This is a genomic window from Candidatus Manganitrophaceae bacterium (assembly GCA_012960925.1).
Classification (GTDB): domain Bacteria; phylum Nitrospirota; class Nitrospiria; order SBBL01; family JAADHI01; genus DUAG01.
In genome coordinates this window covers 133944-156957 of sequence record DUAG01000002.1, presented here as the reverse complement: position 1 = coordinate 156957, position 23014 = coordinate 133944, and the positions used below count along the sequence as shown (strand labels likewise).

The following is a 23014-nucleotide window of genomic DNA, read 5'->3' as shown; positions in this document are numbered from 1 at the left end:
TCGCACTTTTTGAACACGCAAGCGAGCGTAACCCACGCCCCTCTGGGGCGGGGCTCTTCAAAATATTCTTATACGGGTGAGAAGTCAAATCTTTCATCTGAACCCAGACTTAATCAGAGCCTCCTTAACTCTTCGTCACTTCATTTCTTTTAAAATTCCGCCCAGGATAGAAAGCATCTGATCAATTTCTGAACGGCGAATCGTCAGGGGAGGGATCAATCTAAGGGTATTTTCCGATGTCCGATTCAGCAAAAGACCTTGCGTCATTGCCTTCTCGATGATCTCCACCACAGGGACAGACAGATCAAAGGCGACCATCAATCCCTTTCCTCGCACCGCCGTCACCAAAGGGTAGTGACGTTGAAGTCGGGTGAGACGATCCACCAGGTATTCTCCCCGTTGCCGCACCCTCTTTAAAAAGATCTCGCCCCCCGTCAGCCTTTCCATCACCTGGATTCCTGCGGCACAGGCAAGCGGGTTTCCGCCAAAAGTCGTCGCGTGGCTTCCGGGTGTAAATGATTGTGCCACCGCCTTGGTCGCCAGCATCGCACCGATCGGAAAACCTCCCCCCAAACCCTTGGCGACGGTGACGATATCTGGCCTGATTCCTTCACCCTCGTAAGCGAAAAGCCGACCGGTTCTCCCCATACCAGTCTGTACCTCATCAAGAATCAGGAGAATTCCCTCTGCATCACATATCTTTCTGATACGGGCAAAATATCCCTTTTTTGGGACACGAACACCCCCTTCTCCCTGAATGGGTTCCAGGAAAACAGCAGCCGTCTTTGGGGTAATCGCCTTTTGGATGGCCTCTGCATCGTCGAAGGGAACATGTTTAAACCCCCGGAGAAGCGGCTCAAATCCCTTTTGATATTTTTCCTGTCCTGTGGCGGAAAGCGCCGCCATGGTCCTGCCATGAAAAGCACCTTGCGCGCCAATAATTTCAAAGCAGGGCGTCCTCCGGTGCTCTTTTGCCCACTTCCTGGCCAATTTTATGGCCGCTTCATTCGCCTCAGCACCGCTGTTGCAAAAAAATACCTTGTCGGCAAACGAATGGGCAACGATTTTTTTTGCCAATTCAATCTGTGGAATATTATAGTAGAGGTTGGAAACATGGATCAGGATTTCGGCTTGTTTTTGAATCCCCTTCACAAGGCGGGGATCACAGTGTCCCAAGCTGTTGACGGCAATCCCGCTGACAAAATCGAGATACCGCTTCCCTTCAACATCAATGACGACCGCGCCGTCCCCCTTCAACAGGACAAGGGGGAAACGGGTATAGGTCGGCATCAAAACCTGCTCACCCGTCTTAATCCAGGCCTTTGATTGTTTCCGCTTTTCCAATCTATCCCTCCGAGAGGACTTTTTATACCATAGCCGCTTCTTGAGAAGCAATATCACTCAGGGGACCCTAATTCCGCGATTGCGGAATTAGAAACCGCCGATTCGCCTGATAATACTGCGTTATCGGCCAACAGACTCCTCACCGTACGGGTGAGTATGCTTCGATCGTCCTTATGGCCTCTGGCCTTGTCTTTCAGGCAACTTGGCGGTTTGCCCCAAGGTCAATCGCTGATCTTGGGGGGGGGGAGGATTGTGCGATAATCCTTTGATTGAAGAAGGGAACGATTTTCTCCACCGGGAGCGGGCGACTGATCAGATAACCTTGGACCGCGTCACACTGGTTCTCACGCAAAAAACGAAGTTGTTCTTCTGTTTCCACACCTTCAGCAATAACCTGCAATCTTAAGCTATGTGATAGAGAAATAATCGCCTTAGTGATGAGGGCATCATCCGGATCATTAAGAATATCCTGTACAAAGGACTTGTCAATTTTCACCGATTCTATTGGGAAACGCTTCAAATAACCCAAGGAAGAATAACCGGTACCGAAATCATCAATCGAGAGCCCTATTCCTACCTCCCTCAAGCGCTTCTGCCTTGTGATCACCTCCTCAACATTTTTCATCAAGATAGACTCTGTGAGTTCCAACTTCAGGCAGTGCGGGTTTAGCCCAGTTTCATCAATCACTCCAGACACGGTTTTCACAAAACCCTCTTGTTCAAATTGAGGCGCAAAAACATTCACTGAAATCGTCAGGTCTGCTCCCAGTTGCCCTTGCCATACCTTCGCCTGGGCACAGGCCGTCCGGAGCACCCACTCTCCAATGGGTAGAATCAAGCCGGTCTCTTCCGCGAGAGGAATATACTCATCAGGAGGAATATATCCCCATTCAGTATTATTCCAACGCAATAATGCTTCAAAACCGATGATCTTGTCACTCTGAAGATCCACCTGTGGCTGATAATGGAGTGTCAACTCATTCCGCTCCAATGCCTTGCGCAAATTGCTCTCCAGGTCAAGTCGCTTGAGTGCGAGGACATTCAAGGATTCAGAGTAAAAATTAAAACTATTTCCTCCACGATTTTTTGCCTGATACATGGCCATATCAGCTTGTCTTAACAGTGCGTTCGGATTGTCACCATCCTCAGGATAAATGGCGATCCCCATACTCCCGGAGATATAAAATTCGCGCCCTTTGACCACGACCGGACTGGATATGGCATCAATAATACGCTTTGCAACCTTAATAATTTCCTCTCTCTTTTTAAAGTTTGTGAGGAGAATTGTAAATTCGTCACCTCCCAACCGTGCCAGAGGGACCAACACTTCTTTACCGATATTAACCCTGGACACAATATCAGAATTCCTTATCTGTTTAATCAGGATATTAGAAATTTTTTTAGATACTCATCCCCCGCACTGTGCCCAAAGGTATCATTGATATGCTTGAACCCATCCAGATCCAGGTACATTAGGCGAGCTTCTGATGATTTCTCTGTGCAAGATGCAGGGTTCGGGTCAAATAATCCAGGAAGAGCTGCCGGTTCGGCAAACCCGTCAGGGTATCGTAGTAGGCCAACAGCCGAATTTCTTCTTCGGCTTCCTTCCGTTGCGTAATATCCTGGATCGTACCCAGCATGGCGATTGACTTTCCCTTACTATTCAACTCGGGTCTCCCCTGTTGCTGCACAAAATGCTCACGTCCATCAGGCAAAATAATACGGTAATCAATGCTGTAAAGCTTGTTTTCAGACAACGCATCATGGACAGTATCTTCTATTGACGCCCGATCATCAGGATGAACACAAGCCATGAATTGCTCGTACGAAAGAAGGCGTTCGTTCTTTTCCAGTCCAAAGATATGGTAGAGTTCATCTGACCAATATTCGGAAAAAACAAATGAACCCGTTAGTCCTGAGAGAAATGGTTGGAAACGTGAAGTTCTTCCATTCCGATAAGATTGACAACTCCCCCCCCTTAGTTATAAGATAATCGATACTTTTATAGGAGCGGAATTGTCACCAGAAAAAGATCTCAAAACGATTTTAGACAAGCTTCAATATGCCGACAGTGCTCAGGTACAAAGACAGCTTGTTGACCAGACGCTACAGGTCAAAATCCGCATGGGCCAGATCAAACGAAAACTGGTCGTTATGAGTGGAAAGGGGGGCGTCGGGAAAAGCATGACAACAACCAACCTGGCGCTCGCTTTCTCCCGACTGGGACACCGGGTTGGCGTCCTGGATGTTGATCTCAATGGCCCCTGCATCCCGAAGATGTTGGGCATGAAGGGACGGTTTGAAATCACCCCGGACGGCGCAATCCCCCCTGTCGGCCCAAGAGGGATAAAAGTCGCCTCCATGGACTTTTTCCTGAAGGAAGAGAACTCATCCGTTCAATGGAAGGGTCCCATGGAACTCTCTCCTGTCTGGCTTGGGCTGATGGAGATGAATGTCATTCGGGAATTCCTTTCCGATATTGTCTGGACCGATGTCGATTATCTTCTCGCAGACCTTCCTCCCGGCGCAGCGGCGGACAAACCGCCCGTGATTGCCGGATTTATTCCGGAACTGGACGGGGCCATCGTCGTCACCACCCCCTCGGAAGTGGCCATGACCGTTGTCAAGAAATCAATCGGTTATGCTCGGGATGTGGGCATCCCGATTATCGGACTTATTGAAAATATGAGCGGGGCCCTGTGCCCAAAATGTGATGAAGAGGTTCCTTTTTTTGATGGAGGGTCTGAGGATCTCTGTGCGGAACTCGACGTCCCCTTATTGGGAAAAGTTCCCTTTGATGCGCAACTTGCGAAGGCCTGTGACCACGGCATACCGCTTCCGGACAACCATCGGATTACAAAATATTTTGATGATATTGCAAAAAAGATTCAGAAATCCCTGGGAACCAAGAAAATTCTGGCAGAAGAATCGTTACGGAGGAGCCAATGAAATTTGTTTGTATGAAATGTGAAAGCTTTATGGCCTTTGAAAAGGTCCAAACCCCTGGAGAACAATCGCTTGGCGTCACTTTTGGCTGTCCCACATGTGGGATGAAGGTTGCCATGGTCACCAATCCGGGGGAGACTGCAATGGTTCAGGCCCTGGGTGTGAAACTGGGAGGAAGGACGGCTCCCGCGACACCGATGGAACATACCCGTGAAAACCTCAAGGAAGTGGCTGAAACCGTGTCTTCTCCTGGCGTCCCGTCTGCGGCTGTGCAACAGGAGATGTTGAAGACCGAGATGACAAAGGCTGAGAAGGCGGAAGCCGGGGGCTGTCCATTTTCAAGCATGGTTGCCCAGATGGAGGGCGGTACGACCGCGACGGAGGAAAAACAGACGGAGGTGATCTGGACACCGGAAGCCCTGGAACGTATTGAAAAAGTCCCTTCTTTTATGCGGCCGATGATTCAGATGGGGGTTGACAGCTATGCCCGCAAGAATAATATCTCTACGGTTACCCCGGAAGTGATGGACGCGTCCAAGAATGATCCCGGCGACCTGAGCTGGTCCAAAGAGGCCGAAAGCCGTTTGGATAACATCCCTTCGTTTATCCGGCCGATGGCCAAGAAAGAGATCGAGCGGATTGCAAAGGAACGCGGGGAAACGGTCATTTCGGCCGCACTTATGGAAGAAAGCAAAGAAAAATTCCTGGGGATGGGGTATTAGGGGACGCACTTCAGGGTAGTTTTTGGACATTTCATGAATCCGGAAACATTTATTAAAGAACTTGAGCAGGAAATCCTGGAACATGAGGCGGTTCATCACCCCTTTCTCAAGCGTTTTGCAACTGAGAAGTTAACCATTGCTCAGGTCCAGACATTCGGGCTTCAGCATTATCAACTCGTCAAAATCTTCGTCAACTACATGACAAATCTTCTCCCCAGGATACCAGGGGAGGAAGCCATGAAACACTTCCGAACCGTCTTTGAAGACGAGTTCGGACAGCACACAATATTCAGGAGCCATCCAGCACTGTACCGAAGTTTCCTGAAGGCCCTTGGCCTGGGCGATGCCGCCTGGGGGAAGATCGAACACCTTCCCGAAACCGTCGCCTATATCGAAGGTCATACGAGCTTAACGCGGGATGAAGACTTTCTCATCGGTCTGGGTGTGGTCGGACCGGGTCATGAGTTTTCGATTCCCACCATGTTTGGGTACCTAATTTCCGGCTTCAGGAATAACACCAACCTTACAGAAGAACAATTCGAGTATTTTTCCTGCCACATGGTTCAGGACATAAAACATGCCGTTATTTTCAACGAGATGATTGTCCGCCATGTTGAAACAAAAGCGGCACAAGACCAACTCAGAGAAGGGACTTTGCGTTCTCTCTCCTACCGCATGAACTTCTGGGATGGGCTAGAACGCGCCGTCTTCGGATAAGTTGCCATTCTCGCATCTCATCTTCAGGCCATCTTTGCCCGATCTTCTATCGGGAAATCCTCGAAATAGCGCTGCTATTCCTCCGGTTTTCCTCTTTCAGATCGACCAAATCTGACCTTGGGGATCTCTGAATAAGTCTGAGTTGAGTTTTTCAGGAGATAAAATGTTTCGATTCAGGGCGAAAATCGCAGAGGATGGTTCTCGCGAAGCCATAGCCAGCTATTTCCAAAGGTTACAACGCAGAAGCGGTACATTTTTGCCCTGATAAAACTATTCATGACTTACTCAGAGATCCCCCTGATCTGAGCGCGATAACTGTCAACTTATGTTTGAGAAAGTCCTAAGAAGGGATCTCAACGAATGACGGGGATGATCTTTCCGAGAAGGACGGGGTGGCTTGCGCCGGTTACGGAGGGAATGTTGGTTGGCTGACGGTGCCATGTTTGGTAGGCCAGGAGGGCGAAGGTCATCGCTTCAATGGCTCGGCTCTCATGGCCGATGGCCTCAAATGTAAGGACCGATATCGGGGAAAGGGATTCCTGGAGTCCTGCCATGAGAACGGGGTTGTAGGCTCCCCCACCGCCGACGATCACCTCATTGAGTGGCCCGTCTTTTAGGATAAACCGCCGGATGTTCTCCGTGATGACACTGACAGTAAATGCCGTAACCGTAGCAAGGAGGTCCGCCGGACCCAACAGCCTTTTTTTTCCTGTTTTAAGAATTTTTTCAACAAACGAAGCCCCGAACATTTCGCGTCCCGTACTCTTCGGCGGGCTTTTTTTAATAAAAGGATGCCGCATCAGCTCGGATAACATCCCCGGATGTACCTCTCCCCTTCGTGCCCATTTTCCATCCCGGTCAATTCCCTTACGGTTATGGGTAAGCAGGCTGACCAGGCTGTCAATCAACATATTTCCCGGCCCCATATCAAAGGCCAGCGTCTCTTCCATCCCCGCACCGGCCTTCAGGTAGGTAACATTACTTATTCCACCGATGTTGACAATGGCCAGCGACTTCCGCCTGCCTCCAAAGAGAAGATAATGAAGATAGGGCGTTAGCGGCGCTCCTTCTCCCCCCGCAGCCATATCACGCGTCCTGAAATCAGCAATCGTCGGTATGCCTGTCCTCTCCGCAATAATCGATGGCTCCCCGATCTGTAAAGTGGAACGAACCCACCACTTTCCTTCTTTTTTCGGAACGGGAAGATGCTGAACGGTCTGCCCATGTGAGCCGACCAAGGCGATCTTCGACAAGGGGTAATCAGCCTCCCTCGCCAGTTCAATGACCGCATCCGCAAAGCATTCCCCGACGGTCGCATTCAAATGGCAGAGGACCGCCACCGGGAGTGGATGGCCGGAAGCCAGATCAATCAGTTTTTTTTGAATCGACTTGGAATAAGGATAAACATTGAAGGCCAGACGCTTAATCTGCAAGCGGCTTCTCCGCCGTTGTATGTCCACGAGGACCGCATCCACACCGTCCGTAGAGGTTCCCGACATCAACCCGATAACTTTCACCGCCGCAAAGACTCCATCACTTTCTCAAGTCGCCTGAAAGATTGCTATTCCTTCCGCAGGAAGGAAATGATCGCAATAACAAGGATAACGCACATAACTGGGGCGAGGAAGGCCGAAAGATGCGTTAAGTCAGGCATCTGGGAAATGATCATGGAAAGTCCACCTTCATTTTTGCCCTTCAGGGGTCTATTGGTCCCGACTGTGTGTCAGGAGGACCTCTATCTCTGCACGAGATCGAAGCCCTGTCAGATACGCTCTTTTCTTGTCCACTTCCTTCTGGTCGGCCAGTATTTTTCGAATCTGACTGGAAACCGCTTCCAGTTTTTTCCCGAAATACCTTTTCTGATGGTCCTGGTAATACCGTTCAATTGCTTTGGGGCGGATAAAGATAAAGGCCTTAATTCTCTCTTCCATGAGGCGCTCGACCCAAAGGTATTCCCGAAGCTCTTCTTTCAGGGCACCCAAGTCAAACCCGGTTTGATGCATCGCCCCTTGAAAGGCCCGTTCATTCAAAAACCGGCGTCGAACCTCTTCGAGACGGACAGCAATCTCTTCTTCAGTCGGCCCCTCCAAAACAAATCGACGCGCTTCAGATCGAAGTATTTTTTGATGAATGAGATGGTCCAGTTGCCGAAATCGAACCGGCCCTCGGCTCGGATCATTTTCTCTGCGCGGCTCAAAAAACAAGGGGTATCTCTTGAGATCAGAAAGAAAAATGAACTCTCCATTGACGAGCGCCGCGATGCGGTCAACCACTTCGCCAGACACAGCAAGAGAGGCTGTGCATAAAATGCCCGCAATTATAAAAACCTGCAATCCCTTGCGATATCTCACCATACGATTTCAGTCTCCCGACATCACGGAGAAAGGACAACCTGTGAATAAGTTAACAGGTCATGCAAGGCTCTTTTTCTTCTTTCAACAATAGAGACCAGGAAACCAAAACCAAAGGACAAAGGTCCGGAGAGGAAGTATCCAGTGGCCCGGAGTACTGAATGAAAAGGAGAAAGTCGGCTTCCATCCATCGCAACCACCCTGATCCGGAGAATCATCTTGGCCGGGGTCTGACCGTCATAGGCATGAAAAAAGGCAAAATATCCGACAAAGAGGAACAAGCCTCCGATAAAGAAGGGAGCGAGTCCTCCCGAAAGCACAAGCACTCCCCCGGCATCTTCCGCAAAGCGTATTCCCATTATACCAACAAAGAAGAGCAGGAGATAGAGTCCTATAATGATGAGTAGGTCAATACAAAAGGCGACGGCCCGGCGAAGAAAACCCGCCGGCCTTGGGATCACCGTCCCTCGTAAAGGGGGCATGGGTGGCCACTCACTTTTTTCTCTGGCCCCTTTTCCGGGCAGTCTGAGATCACTCGGCCTGGAGACAGGGTCGACAATATCCATCAGCGGCCTTCTCCCCTCTTTAAATTCTGAAATTCATACTGGACGACAGAGAGCGCAGCAAGCGCCGCCGTCTCAGCACGCAAGGTTCTCGGCCCGAGTGAGAGGGGGGTGAAACCCTGTTGTACCCCTCCATCCCGCTCTGATTGTACCCATCCCCCTTCTGGACCGATTAAGAGAGTCGCTTGAGGGGCAAGGGAAAAATCCGACAATGATCCGATCAACTCCCTGATGGCCAATTTTTGAGAGGCTTCCTGGATGAACATCATCTTAAGACGCTCCCCCGCAGTCTCCATCATGAAGTCCGGGAGCGAAGCGGGGAGGTCCAGGCTTGGGATCTTCCAGCGACCGGACTGTTGCGCCGCTTCTCTTGCAATCTTCTCCCAACGCCTCTGTTGATGTTTCGCACGGTCCGGCCTCGGCCGGGCGATGACACGCTGCGTCACCAACGGAGAAATCCGGACAACCCCCAGCTCGGTTGCTTTCTGCACGACCCAATCCATCTTCTCCCCCTTCAGGAGTCCGATGCCGAGACGGATCATGGGTCGATTTTCTTCAGGGGGACCTTCTTCTTTCTCTATCGTCAGGACAAAGCGGGAGGAGGAAGACAAGGTCACTCTGCACAGATAACGCCTGGGCCGCTCATCAACCAGAGAAAGGGTTTCCCCTTCTCTGAGGCGCAAAACATTTCGAAGGTGATGGGCCAAAGAATCATCGATCTCGACGCGTTTATCTGTAATCTGCTCTGACCGAATAAAATAGACAGGCATCTCAAGATCCGCTTAGAATACGCCATGGAAGTGGAAGGAGCAAACAATCATTCAAAGAGACTTTTGACCTTTTCGAAAAGCTTTCCAGAATCGGATTCGATTGTTTCTTCGCTAATTCTTGCATACTCTTCAAGAAGTTCTCTCTGCTGGGAAGTGAGTTTCGTGGGAACCTTGACCTTGATCATGACCAACTGATCCCCAATCCCATGTCCCCGAAGATTCGGAAAACCAAGCCCCTTCAAACGAAATACCTTTCCCTCTTGTGTGCCGGGTGGTATTTTTAAACGGGTCTCTCCCTTAATCGTCGGAACCTCAACCTCTCCACCCAAAATTGCTTTAATAAAACTGACGGGTTTCTCGTATAGAATCTGATCGTCTTCCCGTTTGAAATGAGGATGTTCCTCAACGATAATATCGACGTAGAGATCCCCCGAAGGGCCGCCGCCATGCCCTATCTCTCCCTCTCCACCCACGCGAAGACGCATCCCTGTTTCGATCCCTGCCGGAATCTTGACTGAAATCGTCTTTTCATTCGCCCTGTATCGTTCACCCCTGCACTCCGGACAGGACTCCGTGATCACCCGTCCTTCACCCCTGCAAGTGCTACAGGTCCGATTGAGGGTAAAAAATCCCTGCTGAAGACGGACCTGACCCGCGCCGCCGCAGGTGGCACACCGCTTCAAAGCCCCGTCTTTGGCCCCGCTTCCTTTACATCGATGACAGGGTTCAGGACGGCGGAGCTTGATCTTTCCTTCTTTGCCGAAGATGGCCTCTTCAAAGGTAATGGTCATGCTATAGCGAAGGTCATTGCCACGTTGTGCGCGAGGCCCCCCTTGGCTGGCGGACCCGCCAAAAAACTCTTCAAAGATATCTCCGAAAACATCAGAGAACCCCCCGCCCTGACCAAAATCGAAACCGCCCATCCCGGCGCCGGATAATCCCTCATGACCATATTGATCATAACTTTTCCGCTTCGCAGGATCGCTCAAGACACTATAAGCCTCGTTGACCTCCTTAAATTTTTCTTCTGACCCCTTGTTTCCGGAATTTCGGTCCGGATGAAATTTAAGGGCCTTCTTTCGGTATGCCTTTTTCAGCTCGTCATCCGATGCGTTCCTTTCGACGCCGAGACTTTCGTAATAATCTCTCTTGGTGGCCACTCTTTACTCCTTGTCCGTCTCTTCAAACTCGGCATCCACCACCTTTTCATCCGATTTCTCGGATGAATCGCCTGCTTCAGCGCCGTCCCCCGTTTTGGGTGCGTCTTTCTCACTTTCAGCCGTCTTCTTGTACATCTCTTCGGCCAGCTTGTGGGAAACCTTTGAAAGATCTGCAATGGCCGTCTTGATTTCCTCAATATCGTCCGATTCCAGGGCCTTTTTGCACTTGCTGACTTCATCCTGAACGCTTGTTTTCTCTTCCGGAGAGATCTTGTCGCCATATTCATCAAGCGATTTTTCGGTGGAATAGATCAGGCTGTCTGCCTCGTTTCGGACCTCGATCAGGGCCTTCTTCTTTTTGTCCTCCTCCGAATGGGCCTGCCCTTCCTTGACCAGACGATCAATCTCTTCCTTGCTCAAGCCACTGGATGCCGTAATCTTAATGGATTGCTCCTTCTGGGTTGCCATATCCTTCGCATTCACATGGACAATCCCATTTGCATCAATATCAAATGTGACTTCAACTTGAGGAACGCCCCGCGGCGCCGGAGGAATCCCGACCAGATCGAATTGGCCCAGGAGCTTGTTGTCCGCTGCCATCTCCCGTTCCCCCTGAAAAACCCGGATAGTTACCGCCGACTGGTTGTCCGCCGCGGTAGAAAAGACCTGGCTCTTTTTTGTGGGAACCGTCGTATTTCTATCGATAATACGGGTCAAGACCCCTCCCAATGTCTCGATCCCGAGCGAGAGTGGGGTCACATCCAGGAGAAGAACATCCTTCACATCTCCCTTCAGAACAGCACCCTGAATGGCCGCTCCGATGGCAACCACCTCATCGGGGTTGACCCCCATGTGCGGTTCCTTTCCGAAAAATTCCTTGACGACCTGCTGAACCTTCGGCATTCGGGTCATTCCCCCGACCAGCACAACTTCATTGATATCGGAAGCACTGATGCCGGCATCTGCAAGCGCTTTTTTGCAAGGCTCTATCGTTCTTTGGATTTCATCGTCAATCAACTGCTCCAGTTTTGCCCGTGATAACTTAATGGCCAGATGCTTTGGACCGGAGGCATCGGCGGTGATAAATGGAAGATTAACTTCCGTTTCCTGGGAAGAAGACAATTCAATTTTTGCCTTTTCCGCCGCCTCTTTTAAGCGCTGCAGGGCCATCTTGTCTTTCTTCAAGTCGATCCCGTTTTCTTTTTTAAACTCATCCGAAAGCCAGTCGAGGATCTTGACATCAAAATCATCTCCACCCAGATAAGTATCTCCATTCGTCGACTTGACCTCAAAAACGCCATCGCCGATTTCCAGGATCGAGACATCAAAAGTCCCGCCCCCAAGATCGTAGACGGCAATCTTCTCATCCTTCTTCTTATCCAGGCCGTAAGCCAGGGCCGCCGCTGTAGGTTCATTGATAATCCGAAGCACTTTCAGTCCGGCAACCGCGCCCGCATCTTTTGTGGCCTGCCGCTCACTGTCATCAAAATAGGCCGGTACGGTAATCACGGCTTCAGACACCTTCTCCCCCAAATAATTTTCCGCATCCTGCTTCAACTTTTGCAAAATCATCGCGGAAACCTCGGGGGGACTGTAGGCCTTCCCCTGGATCTCGACATGGGCATCCCCGTTTGAGGCCTTGACGATCTTATAGGGAAGACGTTTCATTGCATCTTGGACTTGAGGAGAATCAAATTTCCGCCCAATGAGACGCTTAATGGAATAAATCGTATTCTCCGGGTTCGTGACGGCCTGCCTCCGGGCAATGAGACCAATCAGCCGCTCTCCCTTATCGGAGACCGCCGCAACGGATGGTGTGGTTCGGTTTCCTTCAGCATTGGGAATGACCTCGGGGTCTCCTCCGCTTACAACCGACATACAAGAGAAGGTTGTCCCAAGATCAATTCCGATTACTTTTCCCATGTTTCCCTCCTTAAATAAGACAATTATTGCAGCCGTATACACATCAATAGAGGCGCTTCGACCATTTTCGTATGAACTTTCAACCAGATTCTCTCAGTATGACCCTCTACGGGCCATGATCCTCTGGCATCTCCTCTTTTACACTGGAAAGTGCTTTTTTCTTTGAGACAAGGACCAGAGCCGGCCTTAAAACCCGATCATTCAAGAAATACCCCTTTTGACTCTCCACGACCACCTGATTGTCTTCAATCTCAGAGTCCGCCTCCGCCTCAATCTGCCCAACCGATTGATGGTGGAAGGGATCAAAGGGTTTACCGAGACTCTCGATGGGCCGGACATTGAACTTTTCCAGGACCGACAATACGCCTTTATGAATCAGTTCCACGCCTTCAATAATTTTTTCGGGATCTTCTGTCTCCTTTGAATGCGAGAGCGCCCTTTCCAGATTATCCAGGACAGGAAGAAGCTCCTTGATCAGCCTCTCATTCGCAAATTTTGCTTGTTCAATCTGATCCTTTTGAATCCTCTTCTTATAATTTTCAAGGTCGGCCATGACCCGAAGTGTGCGCTCATGGGCGTCCTTCACGGCCTGATCCTTCTCTTCAGTCTCGGATTGAAGGCGCTTTAGCTCTTCTTCCAACTGCATGAAACGCTCGTCTTCAGATGTGGACGGGACCGCTTCCACCATCTCATCCGGACCGTTTTGATCTTCCTCTGGAGAAGGAGACCCTTCATTCGAAGGTTCCGTCTTATCTTCGTCCTGATTTACCACCCTGCCTCCTAGAAAATGTTCTAAGTACTTTCCTCAAGTAGGCGACTGACTTGTTTCGCCGCCATATCGACCAGAGGGATCACCTTTGAATAAGCCATACGGGTCGGGCCAATGACCCCGAGTGCACCCAAGATACGATTCCCACGTTTATAGGGAGACACCACCAGACTACAATGATGATCCCCCAAAAATGGGTTTTCCGCTCCAATAAAGACCTGAACCCCCTCACTATTGATATGCCTTTCCAGAAGCTGCAAGATCACGCGCTTTTTCTCAAAGGCCTTCAGAAGCCCCTTCATGATTTTAGAATCACTAAAATCTGGAAGATCAAGCATATGAGCCGTTCCATCCATATACAACTCTCCCTCATCCGCCTGTTCACCATTCTGGGTGGCTTGTTTGGTCAATTCGAGCGTCTCACGCTGGAGCTGATCATAGAGATCTTTCATCTTCTGGATCTGCCCCATAAGAGCTTTCCTGACATCCTGGAGGCTCATCCCTTTATAGAGCGTATTTAAGTAGTTGGAAATACGGTTTAATTCTTTCTGAGAAAGATCATTCACCATCTCAAAAAACCGGTTCTGGATGAACCCTTCCTCAGAGACAGAAATCGTCATCACACAGTTTTTACGCAAACGAATAAATTCAATATGCTTGACCCTCGTTGCGGAAAATTTGGGCACAGTCACAATCCCCATATAATGCGTGAGGTCGGAAAGTAGTTTAGAAGTATCCTGAAGGAGGGCCGCCATATCTTCGTGCTTCACGAGTAATGCGGCCTGTTTCAGAATCTCATCTTCGTGGTTCTGAAACGTCTCTTCCTCAAGAAGGGTATCGACATAAAATCGATACCCTTTTTCCGTCGGAACGCGGCCTGCCGATGGATGGGGTTGAGACAAAAATCCCCCCTCACCCAAATCCGCCATAATACTTCGTATCGTTGCAGAGCTTACGCCAAAATTCGAGTTCTGGATGACCGCATGGGAACCCACCGGATGGGCCGTCTCAATGTAAGAAAGGACAACTGCCCTCAGAACACGCTTAGTTCGATCATCTAGTTCCATAAACCCCGACAATATACAACATCACAAAATTAGCACTCCTCCCACGAGAGTGCTAATTAAACTATCAGACGGTCTCTTTTGCTGTCAAGCGCCCTGCCTGAACCCATCTCCCCTACAACAACTTTTACTCTTATTTTACAATAGGATACCATTTAAATATGGGTCTCGTAAGCACGAAAAAGTAAACCGCCTTACCGGTTCATTCTATAGATAATCATGAGTCCTTCCAAAGTCAAGGTCGGCCTGAGTTCAGAAATCAATGGACATTCGGAAGCAATGAGCCCGGCCAATCCCCCAGTCGCCACGACGCGCATTTTTTTTCCGATCTCATCATGAATACGGATGAGGATCTCGTTGACGAGGCCGATATGTCCGAAAACAATACCAGACTGCATACTAGACACCGTTTCTTTTCCGATCACCTCATCGGGTTTTTTCAATACAACCCTTGGAAGTTTGGCCGCATTGGAGAAGAGTGCCTCCGCCGAAAGCGATAAACCCGGCGCAATCACTCCCCCGGCGTAGCCCCCTTCTTTGGAAACAACACAGAAGGTAGTCGCCGTCCCAAAATCGACAATGACTACCGGTCCGCCATAGAGAGCGTAGGCCGCCGCCGCGTTGACAATCCGATCTGCACCGACCTCTTCAGGACGGCGACATTGAATCTTCAACCCTGTCCGGGTCAAATGCGACACGACCATGGCCCTTGATGATATATATTTTTCAGTGAATTGCTGTAAGATCGGGGTTCGTTCTGGAACAACGCTAGAAAGAATCACGTCGCTGATGTCAGAAAAAGCCATCTTCAGAGAAGAGAGGAAGTCGCTCAGGAGGGTCGCATATTCATCATAGGTCCGAGGGGGGATCGTCTCTAGACGGCACTCCCCAAGCAGCTTTTGACCTTCAAATAGCCCACAAACGATATTCGTGTTTCCGATATCAAGGGCAAGTAAATTTTTCTCATTCTCCATGGAGTCAGTTGCGCCCAGAGGCCTCACGAAGGTGGGTAATGTCTCCGATTCGAATTCTTCTGCGGCGTCCATCCCCCATTCTAAGTAGAAGCGCCCCATCGTCATCGATCTCTTCAGCAAACCCTTCAAATTCCTGCCGGAGGGTATTCACACGGACCTTTTTCCCAAGGGTTGCACATTCTTTTTGTATCCGCTGTATCAGAAGATCTTTCTTTCCGTCCTGTAAAAGGCTGACTTGCTCGGCAAGCCCCTCAAGGATTATATTCAGAAGATCCGTTCGATCGATCGGATGCCCCAGAACCGCCTTAAGAGAGGTGGCGGATTTCTGCAAATCTGTAGGGAAACTATCCGGGCCCACATTGACATTGACCCCGATTCCGATGATCAGGGGCGTCGTCTCCGCCCCCGCTGTTTTTGATTCCAGCAGGATGCCTGCAAGCTTTTTCTCCTCAATGAGGATGTCATTCGGCCATTTGATCTCTGGGTGCAATCCGGTGGCCCGATGGATACTGTCGCACAGGGCCAAAGAAGCCGCCATAGAAAACAGGGGAAAGTCTCTGGGGGAAAGGTAAGGACGGAGAAGTAGGGAAAAATAGAGATTGGCTCCGGCGGGCGAAAACCAAGGTCGGTCCAGTCGCCCCTTCCCCTTTCGTTGAGAATCGGAAAGGATGAGCAGCCCCCCTGGCATTCCATCAGCGGCCATGTCGAGCGCGACGCGATTTGTTGACTCGACCCGTTCAAAAAAGAGGATCTCCCGGATCATTTCACGCAGTCCTGGGTGAGACAATCGGTGGCTTTCAATTTTTTCCAGGTCAAGCGTCATGGCCCCTCCCCTCCGACGTAACTATTCAGCACACCCATCTTTTCCTCCATGGCTGCGTTGCTGCGGTGCTCAAATCCTCGCGTATACACATACGCTCCGGTTTTCTGCTCCTCGTGTCTTACCCTGAAGAAAAATCTGCCCATGCTGAATAGTTACGCTCCGACAGGAGATCTCCGGCCAGAAGGACGCGAAGCCGGGGTGATATCAAAGCTGATATCCACTGCGGGTGCCGAGTGCGTTAAGGCCCCGACGGAGATCAGATCAACACCGCAGGCTGCAATTTTAGAGACATGCTCCAGATTAACTCCACCGGAAACCTCCACCAACGTTTCCGGTGCCTTGGCTTTAATCAAACCGACAGCCTTTTTGATCTCTCTGAGCGGCATGTTGTCGAGCATGATAATTTCCACGCCTACCTGCAAGGCCTCCTCAAGCTCAGAAAATGTACTGACCTCTACCTCAACTTTCAGGGAATGCGGCTTCGCTGCACGGACCGCACGAATGGCTTGTGCGACACCCCCGCCCAATAAAATATGATTGTCCTTGATCAGGATCAGGTCTCCTAAATGGAAGCGGTGATTCCTTCCACCTCCATAGCGGACCGCCTCCTTTTCACAAGCACGTAATCCCGGTGTGGTTTTTCTTGTATCAACAATTCGGGCCGAGGTCCCCTGAGTCCGGTCAACAAAGCGGCAGGTCAGCGTCGCAATCCCTGAGAGACGTTGGAGAAAGTTGAGCGCGGTGCGTTCCCCTTTCAATAAAATCCGTGCATCTCCGGAAACCTGGGCAATCTGAGCGCCCTTTTCCACTTTTTCACCTGAGGCATATTTCTCTTCAAAAATAACGGACGGATCCAAAGTCTGAAAAACAACCCGAACCAAGTCGAGTCCCGCAAGGACGAGGTCTTCCTTTGCAACAATAAACCCTGTCGCCGCAAGAGGAGAGGGAAAGAGGGCCTCTGTCGTTCTGTCGCCATAGCCCAGATCTTCTGCCAGCGCCCGTTTCACGAGATCATTGAGGAGAAAGGAATCACTCATGAGGGTTCCTTTTCCGATAAGAGAAGTTCCTGAAAATGCTTGAGGTCATGGGCCAATTTAGAAGATGCCGCGCGCCATTCATCCCGCTGTCCCTTGTTTTTTTCAACGATTTCTTTCGGGGCATTCGTGATAAAACGGGGGTTCTCCAGCTTCTTTTCAACAGCGCTCAGTTCTTTTTCCGCCTTGCTCAGGCTCTTTTCGATCCGAAGAATCTCTCCACGCAACTGCACTTCATCCAGGGGAAGATAGATCTCCGCAAGGGAGGTCGATACTGAAGCCGCCATTCCCGGATTTATCAAATCGCAGCCGATCGTGACTTCTGAAATCCGTCCCAGCCGCTTGATATAGGGAAGATGGCGCTCAAATGCAGCCGCCGCTTTCTCATTTTTTGCCTTCACCAGGAGCGTCATACGTACAGACGGAGAAATATTCATCTCCCCCCGCAGGTTCCGAATCGCCTCAACGGTGTTGATGATGACCTCTTGTACAACCTGCTCCATGGAGGGATCAAAGGTACCGGCTTCTTTAACTGGATAAGAGGCCAACATGATACTTCCCTCCCGACTCGCGAGATAAGACCAAAGCTCCTCCGTAATAAAAGGCATAAAAGGGTGGAGCAGTTTCAGGATGGCCTCATAGGTTGATAAAAGGACAGGATGCTCGCACCCATCACCTGCTTCCTGAAAATCCACCTTAACCATCTCCAGATACCAGTCACAGAACTCGTGCCAGACAAATTGATAAAGATATTTTGAGGCCTCATCGAAACGATAATGCGCCAGGGCATCGTTCACGGCCATCGAAGTTTTGCAGAGCCGTGCCTCAATCCAGAGATCTGCAGCTGTTTTCTGGGGCGTCACATGTGCGACATCATCCCCGTTCTTTTCTTCGGGGAGGTTCATCATGATAAAGCGGGCCGCGTTCCAGAGCTTATTGGCAAAGTTCCGGTATCCTTCAATACGTCCCGCAGAAAGCTTGATGTCTCTGCCGGGGGAGGCCATCGATGCAAGAGTAAACCGAAGGGCGTCCGTCCCATACTCCTTCATCACGTTGAGCGGGTCAATCACATTCCCCTTCGACTTGCTCATCTTTTGTCCTGCCTCGTCGCGAACCAGGGCATGAATATAAACTTCTCTGAAGGGAACATCTTTCATGAAATGGAGCCCCATCATGGCCATACGCGCCACCCAGAAGAAGAGGATATCGAAACCGCTGACCAGGGTCGATGTCGGATAGAATCTTTCCAGCAGATGTTCTGCTTCTTTGCGCCCTTCCGGGTTTGGCTGAAGATCGATGGGCCAACCCGAAGTCGAAAAAGGCCAGAGCGCGGAAGAGAACCAGGTATCGAGCACATCCGGATCCTGAACCAGTTCATCGGAACCGCAACGCGGACAAGACTTCGCGCCTACAATCGGTGTCGCCTCCAGGGTAATGATCATCTCTTCAGATCCGGGCACATCCAGAAGGTATTTGTCATCACAGGCCTTGCAATACCAGACAGGAATCTTATGGCCCCACCAGATCTGGCGGGAGATACACCAATCCTCGATATTCTCCATCCATCCAAAATAATTCGCCTCCCAGGACTCAGGGATGAGACGAATTTTTTTCTGGCGAACCGCATCAATCGCAGGCTGCGCCAGAGAGTTTTCAGGGTCATTGACCTTCACAAACCATTGAGGAGAATTGAAGGGCTCGACCACCGTTTTACAGCGATAGCATCTTCCCAGGGCAAGCTTGTGGTCCTCTGCCTTGAGGAGAAACTCTTCCGCCTCCAAGCGTTCAATAACAATGACCCTCGCCTCAGCCATAGACTTTGAAGCCAGTGCTCTGAGCAGATCAGGCTCCACCCGGGCCTCTTCCTGCAGAGCGAAGGGGTGCATCGTTCCATTCCAGTCGATTAGAGAAATTTTGGGAAGATGGTGTCGCTTGCCAACCTTTTCGTCATTAAAATCATGTCCCGGCGTCACTTTGACGGCGCCTGTCCCGAAATCTCGATCGACCAGGATCGAATCGCCAACAATGGGGATCGTCCGGAAGGTTAAGGGAAGCCGAATCTTTTTTCCGATGAATTGGTTGAAGCGTGGATCGTCAGGATGGACGGCAACAGCGGTATCCCCCAGCATCGTCTCCGGACGGGTGGTTGCCACGGTCAGAAAAGTCTCAGGATCATCTGCAAGCGGATATTTGATATGGTACATCTTTCCCTGAACCTCTTCATGCTCTACTTCGATATCAGAGAGGGCCGTTCGGCAACGACTGCACAAGTTGATCAGCCGTTCGTCCCGGTAAATTAAGCCTTCCTTGTAGAGCTGAACAAAGACCTCTTGAACCGCACGGGAAAGGCCTTCATCCATCGTGAAACGCTCACGCTCCCAGTCGCAGGAGGCCCCCAGTCGCTTCAACTGCTTTAAGATAGTTCCCCCGGAGGCCTGCTTCCACTCCCACACCCGTTCGATGAACCCATCACGACCCAGTGCCCGGCGATCACTCCCCTCTTTCGCCAACTGCCGCTCGACAACATTCTGGGTCGCGATCCCGGCATGATCCATCCCCGGCAACCAGAGAACGTTATAACCGCACATCCTTTTCCATCGGGCCAGAATGTCCTGGAGGGTGTTGTTCAGGGCATGACCCAGGTGAAGAGAACCGGTCACATTCGGCGGAGGAATCACCATGGAGAAGGATTGACGGTCCGATAAGACATCGGCATGAAAAAGACCATCTTTCTCCCAAAGAACCATCCACTTCTCTTCAACCTGATCCGGTTGATATACCTTTTCGATATTTTTTTTAGACATCTTTTACTCTTATCGACAACAAAATATCCAATATAGTAGCATGGCGATTCACTGAAGTAAATATGATCAAGGGCTTCTGGCTCAGAATCAGGTTCAGTGGTAAATTCCGTTGGAAATCGCTATAATTGAATCATAATGCAATCGTAAGAGGGCCCTTACGATATGAAATTATTTAAGCAGAATAAACCTTTCAACCTCCTTCACTGGTTCTCAATTCTAAGCTTCGTGTGCATCGCCGTGATTTCGGTCGCTTCAGCCTTTTTCCTCTCACGTTTTCTGACACGGAATATCCTTCGGGGCGATGCAGAGGTAACAATGGCATTCGTCCAGAGCACTGCTCGAGAAGAAAATCTGATATCCTATTTTGAAGATAAAGATACCGAGAAGACAAAGGATGTCTTTATTGGTTTTTTCAATCGAATTTCCACAATGCCAGAGGTAGTGCGAGTCAATGTCTACGACTTGGAAGGAACCGTCATCTGGTCTGATGATAAGCGCATGATTAATCATCGTTTCATGCCCAACCCCGAGTTGATCCGAGCGCTTTCCGGCGAACTCGTTGTCGAGAGCGGCACTTCCGGAAAACCGGTTAAAGCGGAACATGTATTCGATCAGGAAGTTCCTTACTTTGCTGAGTTTTATTTCCCGATATGGAGCGAAGACGAAAGGAAGGTCGTTGGGGTCTTTGAGGTGTATAAAGTCCCCCTCATGCTGTTCAGCGCAATCAGTAGGGGGAACCGTCTCATCTGGAGAAGTGCCGTTATTGGAGGATTATTCTTGTATGCTACCCTCTTTTGGATCGTGAGGCGCGCGGCCGATGTCATGCAGGAGCAACAAGAACAACTGATCGAATCTGAGAAATTAACCGTGGTCGGGGACTTGACCTCTGCGGTCATCCACGGCATTCGAAATCCTTTGGCCTCAATGCGTTCCTCGGCAGAAGTCGCCCTGGAAACGGATGCGCCGTCCTGGTTACACCAAACTGCCAGGGAAATGACTTTAGAAGGTGACCGTTTAGCCGCTTCTATCCGAGAGCTCCAGGTCTATTCCGAAAAGTCTGATGGGACCTACACGTCAATGCCGTTCAACGGTTTTTTGCACTCAACGCTTGAGTCCCTGGGAAAAAAGCTGAAACAATATGAGATTAAAATGACGCTGGATTTGCAAGCTCACACTCCAAATATTGACGCGGATGCAGAGCGACTGCACCAGGTGTTCATTAGCCTGATTGAGAATGCGATCGAGGCAATGCCAAAAGGAGGAGAACTTGCAATATCAACCCGTGCTATGGAGGAAGATCGCCTGGACATCAGAATGACCGATACAGGCATCGGTATTCCTGAAGAAGTGATGAAGAATGTTTTTAAACCCTTTTTCACATCAAAACGAAAAGGCGTTGGGGTGGGACTTTCTCTGGCAAAGCGGATTTTAGAAGATCACGGGGGGAAGATCCATCTGGAAAACCGGCCAGGATCTGGAACAACGGTCTGGATTGAAATGCCTCTATCCAAAACCGTCGCCGTCCCCACATGAGGCTCTTAAGGAAGCTCTGAATAAGTCTGGGTTGAGTTTTTAAGCAGAGAAAATGTTTCGATTTAAGGCGAAAATCGCAGAGAATAGCCCGCCATTTTCAAGATTTTCAACGCAGAAGGGCGGTATTTTTGCCCTGAAACTGTTCATGACTTATTCGGAGCTTCCTTAACTCCCTTATCCGCTCTTGCAACGATCCCTATCGCCCTATTCCCCTAAGGGGATCATTGGTTTCACACAAGCCCCCCCGGGGATTCTCACTCAGCCTATTTGCTGTTGCAAGGGCATCCCTTTCGGGAGAAGGTTTGCTGTCGGGTGTGATCACCATGCACCACTCATGATTGTCGTGGAAGTGATTTTCAAGCACCAAGGCCTCTGCATAATGAAACATCAGGATTCCGCTAAGCATGTTATTACGGCAGTTGTTTCGGACAAGATCGGGACAAGTTTCGGCATCTCGTATAGCGATGCCAAAGTGGTGGTTGTCGTAACAGAAATTCTGCCGAATATAAGGGTGTGCGCCCCCAAAAATGAAGATGCCCGATTCCCGATTACTGCAGACCTCATTGTCGGCTAAAGTGGCCCGGGACTCTGGCCCGTATATCACGATCCCCGATTGGATACCCTCCTTTATACGGCAGGCTGTGATGGTGCAGGTGCTGTTGAGGAGGTTCATCGCCGAATGTTGATCGCTTCCGACATAGCGGAAAGTGATCCCGCTGATCAGTCCCTCTGGAACCTTTTGTAGATAAAGGGGCGCACCACGACGATAAAAAATCTCCACCTGATCTTTCCCCGCGCCCACCAACTGTATCGGGCTATCCACGATAAAGAGCTGGTCCTCGTAGACTCCGGGGCGTACATAGACCTGATCGTCCGGTTTCGCATCTTCGAAGGCCGCACTTGGCAGAGGATAGAAGGCCGAATTACCTGCATCCACAATGAGGGTTTTTCCTCCTTTAGGATTAACAGGAAGGTCTGGATTGGCGAGTGTAATCATCTTATTCTCTGCTATTTCTTTGGATATGTTCCACCAGGATAATACCCTGAGTGGTCACAATTTTAAAGACCTGCCTAGTATGAATAACCATCTCAGATGAATTCCCCCCTATCCGACACGCCTCTTTGACAACCACAACGATCTATACGAGGGCTTTCGAGGACCAGTTAAATGGGTCTGTGGATAAGCAAAATGATGAGGTTTGTACAGAGATTGGAAGAGTGTAGAAATAAAGGTCGCACAAAAACACCATAACTCTTTAATAATGTTGGTGAGCCGCCCCGGGATCGAACCGGGGACACCCGCCTTAAAAGGGCGATGCTCTACCAACTGAGCTAGCGACTCTACAACATGATAAAAAACGCTCCTTTATTATCATGTTCATAAAACGGCTGTCAACTTTTTGAAGAAGCCCTTTACGAAAGATTGTGGACTAAGCTCGCCATAGGGCTTCAAGTCGCCCTCGCTTTCCAAAGATTAAATTGTTACAATCTGGCCTCATAAAGACTGCGTTTATTTG

20 protein-coding genes, 1 tRNA gene and 1 pseudogene are annotated in these 23014 nt (G+C 50.0%); 4 read left to right on the top strand and 18 right to left on the bottom strand.

From position 1 onward, the window contains the following. Window positions 1-135 precede the first annotated feature (135 nt). From EYQ01_00735 to EYQ01_00720, 4 genes and pseudogenes are all read right to left on the bottom strand, one after another. Complete coding sequence (locus EYQ01_00735) at window positions 136-1290, bottom strand: acetylornithine transaminase (GenBank protein HIE64341.1); 1155 nt, start codon at window positions 1288-1290, stop codon at window positions 136-138. A 247-nt stretch (window positions 1291-1537) separates the two neighbouring features. Continuing rightward, the gene (locus tag EYQ01_00730) at window positions 1538-2698 is read right to left on the bottom strand and encodes a bifunctional diguanylate cyclase/phosphodiesterase (GenBank protein HIE64340.1); all 1161 of its coding nucleotides are present in this window, start codon (window positions 2696-2698) and stop codon (window positions 1538-1540) included. 26 nt (window positions 2699-2724) lie between these two features. After that, window positions 2725-2868 (bottom strand): annotated as a pseudogene (locus EYQ01_00725) (diguanylate cyclase). Continuing rightward, window positions 2817-3206 carry a PAS domain S-box protein gene (locus tag EYQ01_00720; GenBank protein HIE64339.1) on the bottom strand — a complete coding sequence of 130 codons (390 nt, stop codon included), beginning with the start codon at window positions 3204-3206 and terminating at the stop codon, window positions 2817-2819. Before EYQ01_00720 ends, EYQ01_00725 begins: the two are co-directional and overlap by 52 nt. Window positions 3207-3360: 154 nt before the next feature. Here EYQ01_00720 and EYQ01_00715 point away from each other — a divergent pair, with 154 nt between their 5' ends. From EYQ01_00715 to EYQ01_00705, 3 genes are all read left to right on the top strand, one after another. Next, on the top strand, window positions 3361-4293 hold the full coding sequence (locus EYQ01_00715; GenBank protein HIE64338.1) for an ATP-binding protein: 933 nt from the start codon (window positions 3361-3363) through the stop codon (window positions 4291-4293). 521 nt (window positions 4294-4814) lie between these two features. Then, window positions 4815-5012 carry a protochlorophyllide oxidoreductase gene (locus EYQ01_00710; protein HIE64337.1) on the top strand — a complete coding sequence of 66 codons (198 nt, stop codon included), beginning with the start codon at window positions 4815-4817 and terminating at the stop codon, window positions 5010-5012. Between the two features lie 33 nt (window positions 5013-5045). Further along, window positions 5046-5729: an iron-containing redox enzyme family protein gene (locus tag EYQ01_00705; GenBank protein ID HIE64336.1), complete on the top strand. Its 684-nt coding sequence runs from the start codon at window positions 5046-5048 to the stop codon at window positions 5727-5729. Between the two features lie 353 nt (window positions 5730-6082). Here EYQ01_00705 and EYQ01_00700 read toward each other — a convergent pair whose 3' ends face one another. The 12 genes from EYQ01_00700 to EYQ01_00645 all read right to left on the bottom strand — a co-directional run bounded on the left by EYQ01_00700 (window position 6083) and on the right by EYQ01_00645 (window position 19964). Continuing rightward, window positions 6083-7246 carry an anhydro-N-acetylmuramic acid kinase gene (locus EYQ01_00700; protein HIE64335.1) on the bottom strand — a complete coding sequence of 388 codons (1164 nt, stop codon included), beginning with the start codon at window positions 7244-7246 and terminating at the stop codon, window positions 6083-6085. 186 nt (window positions 7247-7432) lie between these two features. Next, window positions 7433-8083 carry a hypothetical protein gene (locus EYQ01_00695; protein ID HIE64334.1) on the bottom strand — a complete coding sequence of 217 codons (651 nt, stop codon included), beginning with the start codon at window positions 8081-8083 and terminating at the stop codon, window positions 7433-7435. Window positions 8084-8103: 20 nt separating this feature from the next. Further along, window positions 8104-8646 carry an RDD family protein gene (locus tag EYQ01_00690; GenBank protein ID HIE64333.1) on the bottom strand — a complete coding sequence of 181 codons (543 nt, stop codon included), beginning with the start codon at window positions 8644-8646 and terminating at the stop codon, window positions 8104-8106. Next, window positions 8646-9413 carry a 16S rRNA (uracil(1498)-N(3))-methyltransferase gene (locus EYQ01_00685; GenBank protein HIE64332.1) on the bottom strand — a complete coding sequence of 256 codons (768 nt, stop codon included), beginning with the start codon at window positions 9411-9413 and terminating at the stop codon, window positions 8646-8648. The genes EYQ01_00690 and EYQ01_00685 overlap by 1 nt, the downstream gene beginning before the upstream one ends. A 47-nt stretch (window positions 9414-9460) precedes the next feature. Then, window positions 9461-10573: a molecular chaperone DnaJ gene (gene dnaJ, locus EYQ01_00680; protein ID HIE64331.1), complete on the bottom strand. Its 1113-nt coding sequence runs from the start codon at window positions 10571-10573 to the stop codon at window positions 9461-9463. A 3-nt stretch (window positions 10574-10576) separates the two neighbouring features. Next, window positions 10577-12496, bottom strand: coding sequence for a molecular chaperone DnaK (gene dnaK, locus EYQ01_00675; protein HIE64330.1), 1920 nt, complete (start codon window positions 12494-12496; stop codon window positions 10577-10579). Between the two features lie 106 nt (window positions 12497-12602). After that, complete coding sequence (gene grpE / locus EYQ01_00670) at window positions 12603-13268, bottom strand: nucleotide exchange factor GrpE (protein HIE64329.1); 666 nt, start codon at window positions 13266-13268, stop codon at window positions 12603-12605. Between the two features lie 20 nt (window positions 13269-13288). Continuing rightward, on the bottom strand, window positions 13289-14332 hold the full coding sequence (gene hrcA, locus EYQ01_00665) for a heat-inducible transcription repressor HrcA (GenBank protein ID HIE64328.1): 1044 nt from the start codon (window positions 14330-14332) through the stop codon (window positions 13289-13291). Between the two features lie 191 nt (window positions 14333-14523). After that, entirely contained in the window at window positions 14524-15303 is a 780-nt protein-coding gene (locus tag EYQ01_00660) for a type III pantothenate kinase (protein ID HIE64327.1), read from the bottom strand. A gap of 4 nt (window positions 15304-15307) precedes the next feature. Next, on the bottom strand, window positions 15308-16126 hold the full coding sequence (locus EYQ01_00655; protein HIE64326.1) for a biotin--[acetyl-CoA-carboxylase] ligase: 819 nt from the start codon (window positions 16124-16126) through the stop codon (window positions 15308-15310). Window positions 16127-16278: 152 nt separating this feature from the next. After that, window positions 16279-17163 carry a carboxylating nicotinate-nucleotide diphosphorylase gene (gene nadC, locus EYQ01_00650; GenBank protein ID HIE64325.1) on the bottom strand — a complete coding sequence of 295 codons (885 nt, stop codon included), beginning with the start codon at window positions 17161-17163 and terminating at the stop codon, window positions 16279-16281. Continuing rightward, a complete protein-coding gene (locus EYQ01_00645) occupies window positions 17160-19964 on the bottom strand; it encodes a valine--tRNA ligase (protein HIE64324.1) in 2805 nt (934 codons plus the stop codon). The genes nadC and EYQ01_00645 overlap by 4 nt, the downstream gene beginning before the upstream one ends. Window positions 19965-20126: 162 nt before the next feature. Between EYQ01_00645 and EYQ01_00640 the strand changes: the two genes are divergently transcribed. Further along, window positions 20127-21497: a hypothetical protein gene (locus EYQ01_00640; GenBank protein ID HIE64323.1), complete on the top strand. Its 1371-nt coding sequence runs from the start codon at window positions 20127-20129 to the stop codon at window positions 21495-21497. 196 nt (window positions 21498-21693) lie between these two features. Here the strand turns inward: EYQ01_00640 and EYQ01_00635 are convergent, their stop codons facing one another. Together EYQ01_00635 and EYQ01_00630 are read right to left on the bottom strand one after the other, a co-directional pair. Beyond that, window positions 21694-22494: a right-handed parallel beta-helix repeat-containing protein gene (locus EYQ01_00635; protein HIE64322.1), complete on the bottom strand. Its 801-nt coding sequence runs from the start codon at window positions 22492-22494 to the stop codon at window positions 21694-21696. A 269-nt stretch (window positions 22495-22763) separates the two neighbouring features. After that, window positions 22764-22839: transfer RNA gene (locus EYQ01_00630), tRNA-Lys, on the bottom strand. Window positions 22840-23014 lie beyond the last annotated feature (175 nt).

Coding starts and splice junctions, on each gene's coding strand:
- EYQ01_00645 (HIE64324.1), bottom strand. CDS start 19,964: ATGTCTAAAAAAAATATCGAAAAGGTATATCAACCGGATCAGGTTGAA.
- nadC (HIE64325.1), bottom strand. CDS start 17,163: ATGAGTGATTCCTTTCTCCTCAATGATCTCGTGAAACGGGCGCTGGCA.
- EYQ01_00660 (HIE64327.1), bottom strand. CDS start 15,303: ATGGAGAATGAGAAAAATTTACTTGCCCTTGATATCGGAAACACGAAT.
- EYQ01_00635 (HIE64322.1), bottom strand. CDS start 22,494: ATGATTACACTCGCCAATCCAGACCTTCCTGTTAATCCTAAAGGAGGA.
- dnaK (HIE64330.1), bottom strand. CDS start 12,496: ATGGGAAAAGTAATCGGAATTGATCTTGGGACAACCTTCTCTTGTATG.
- EYQ01_00640 (HIE64323.1), top strand. CDS start 20,127: ATGAAATTATTTAAGCAGAATAAACCTTTCAACCTCCTTCACTGGTTC.
- EYQ01_00710 (HIE64337.1), top strand. CDS start 4,815: ATGGACGCGTCCAAGAATGATCCCGGCGACCTGAGCTGGTCCAAAGAG.
- hrcA (HIE64328.1), bottom strand. CDS start 14,332: ATGGAACTAGATGATCGAACTAAGCGTGTTCTGAGGGCAGTTGTCCTT.
- EYQ01_00685 (HIE64332.1), bottom strand. CDS start 9,413: ATGCCTGTCTATTTTATTCGGTCAGAGCAGATTACAGATAAACGCGTC.
- EYQ01_00695 (HIE64334.1), bottom strand. CDS start 8,083: ATGGTGAGATATCGCAAGGGATTGCAGGTTTTTATAATTGCGGGCATT.
- EYQ01_00655 (HIE64326.1), bottom strand. CDS start 16,126: ATGACGCTTGACCTGGAAAAAATTGAAAGCCACCGATTGTCTCACCCA.
- EYQ01_00735 (HIE64341.1), bottom strand. CDS start 1,290: ATGCCGACCTATACCCGTTTCCCCCTTGTCCTGTTGAAGGGGGACGGC.
- EYQ01_00690 (HIE64333.1), bottom strand. CDS start 8,646: ATGGATATTGTCGACCCTGTCTCCAGGCCGAGTGATCTCAGACTGCCC.
- EYQ01_00705 (HIE64336.1), top strand. CDS start 5,046: ATGAATCCGGAAACATTTATTAAAGAACTTGAGCAGGAAATCCTGGAA.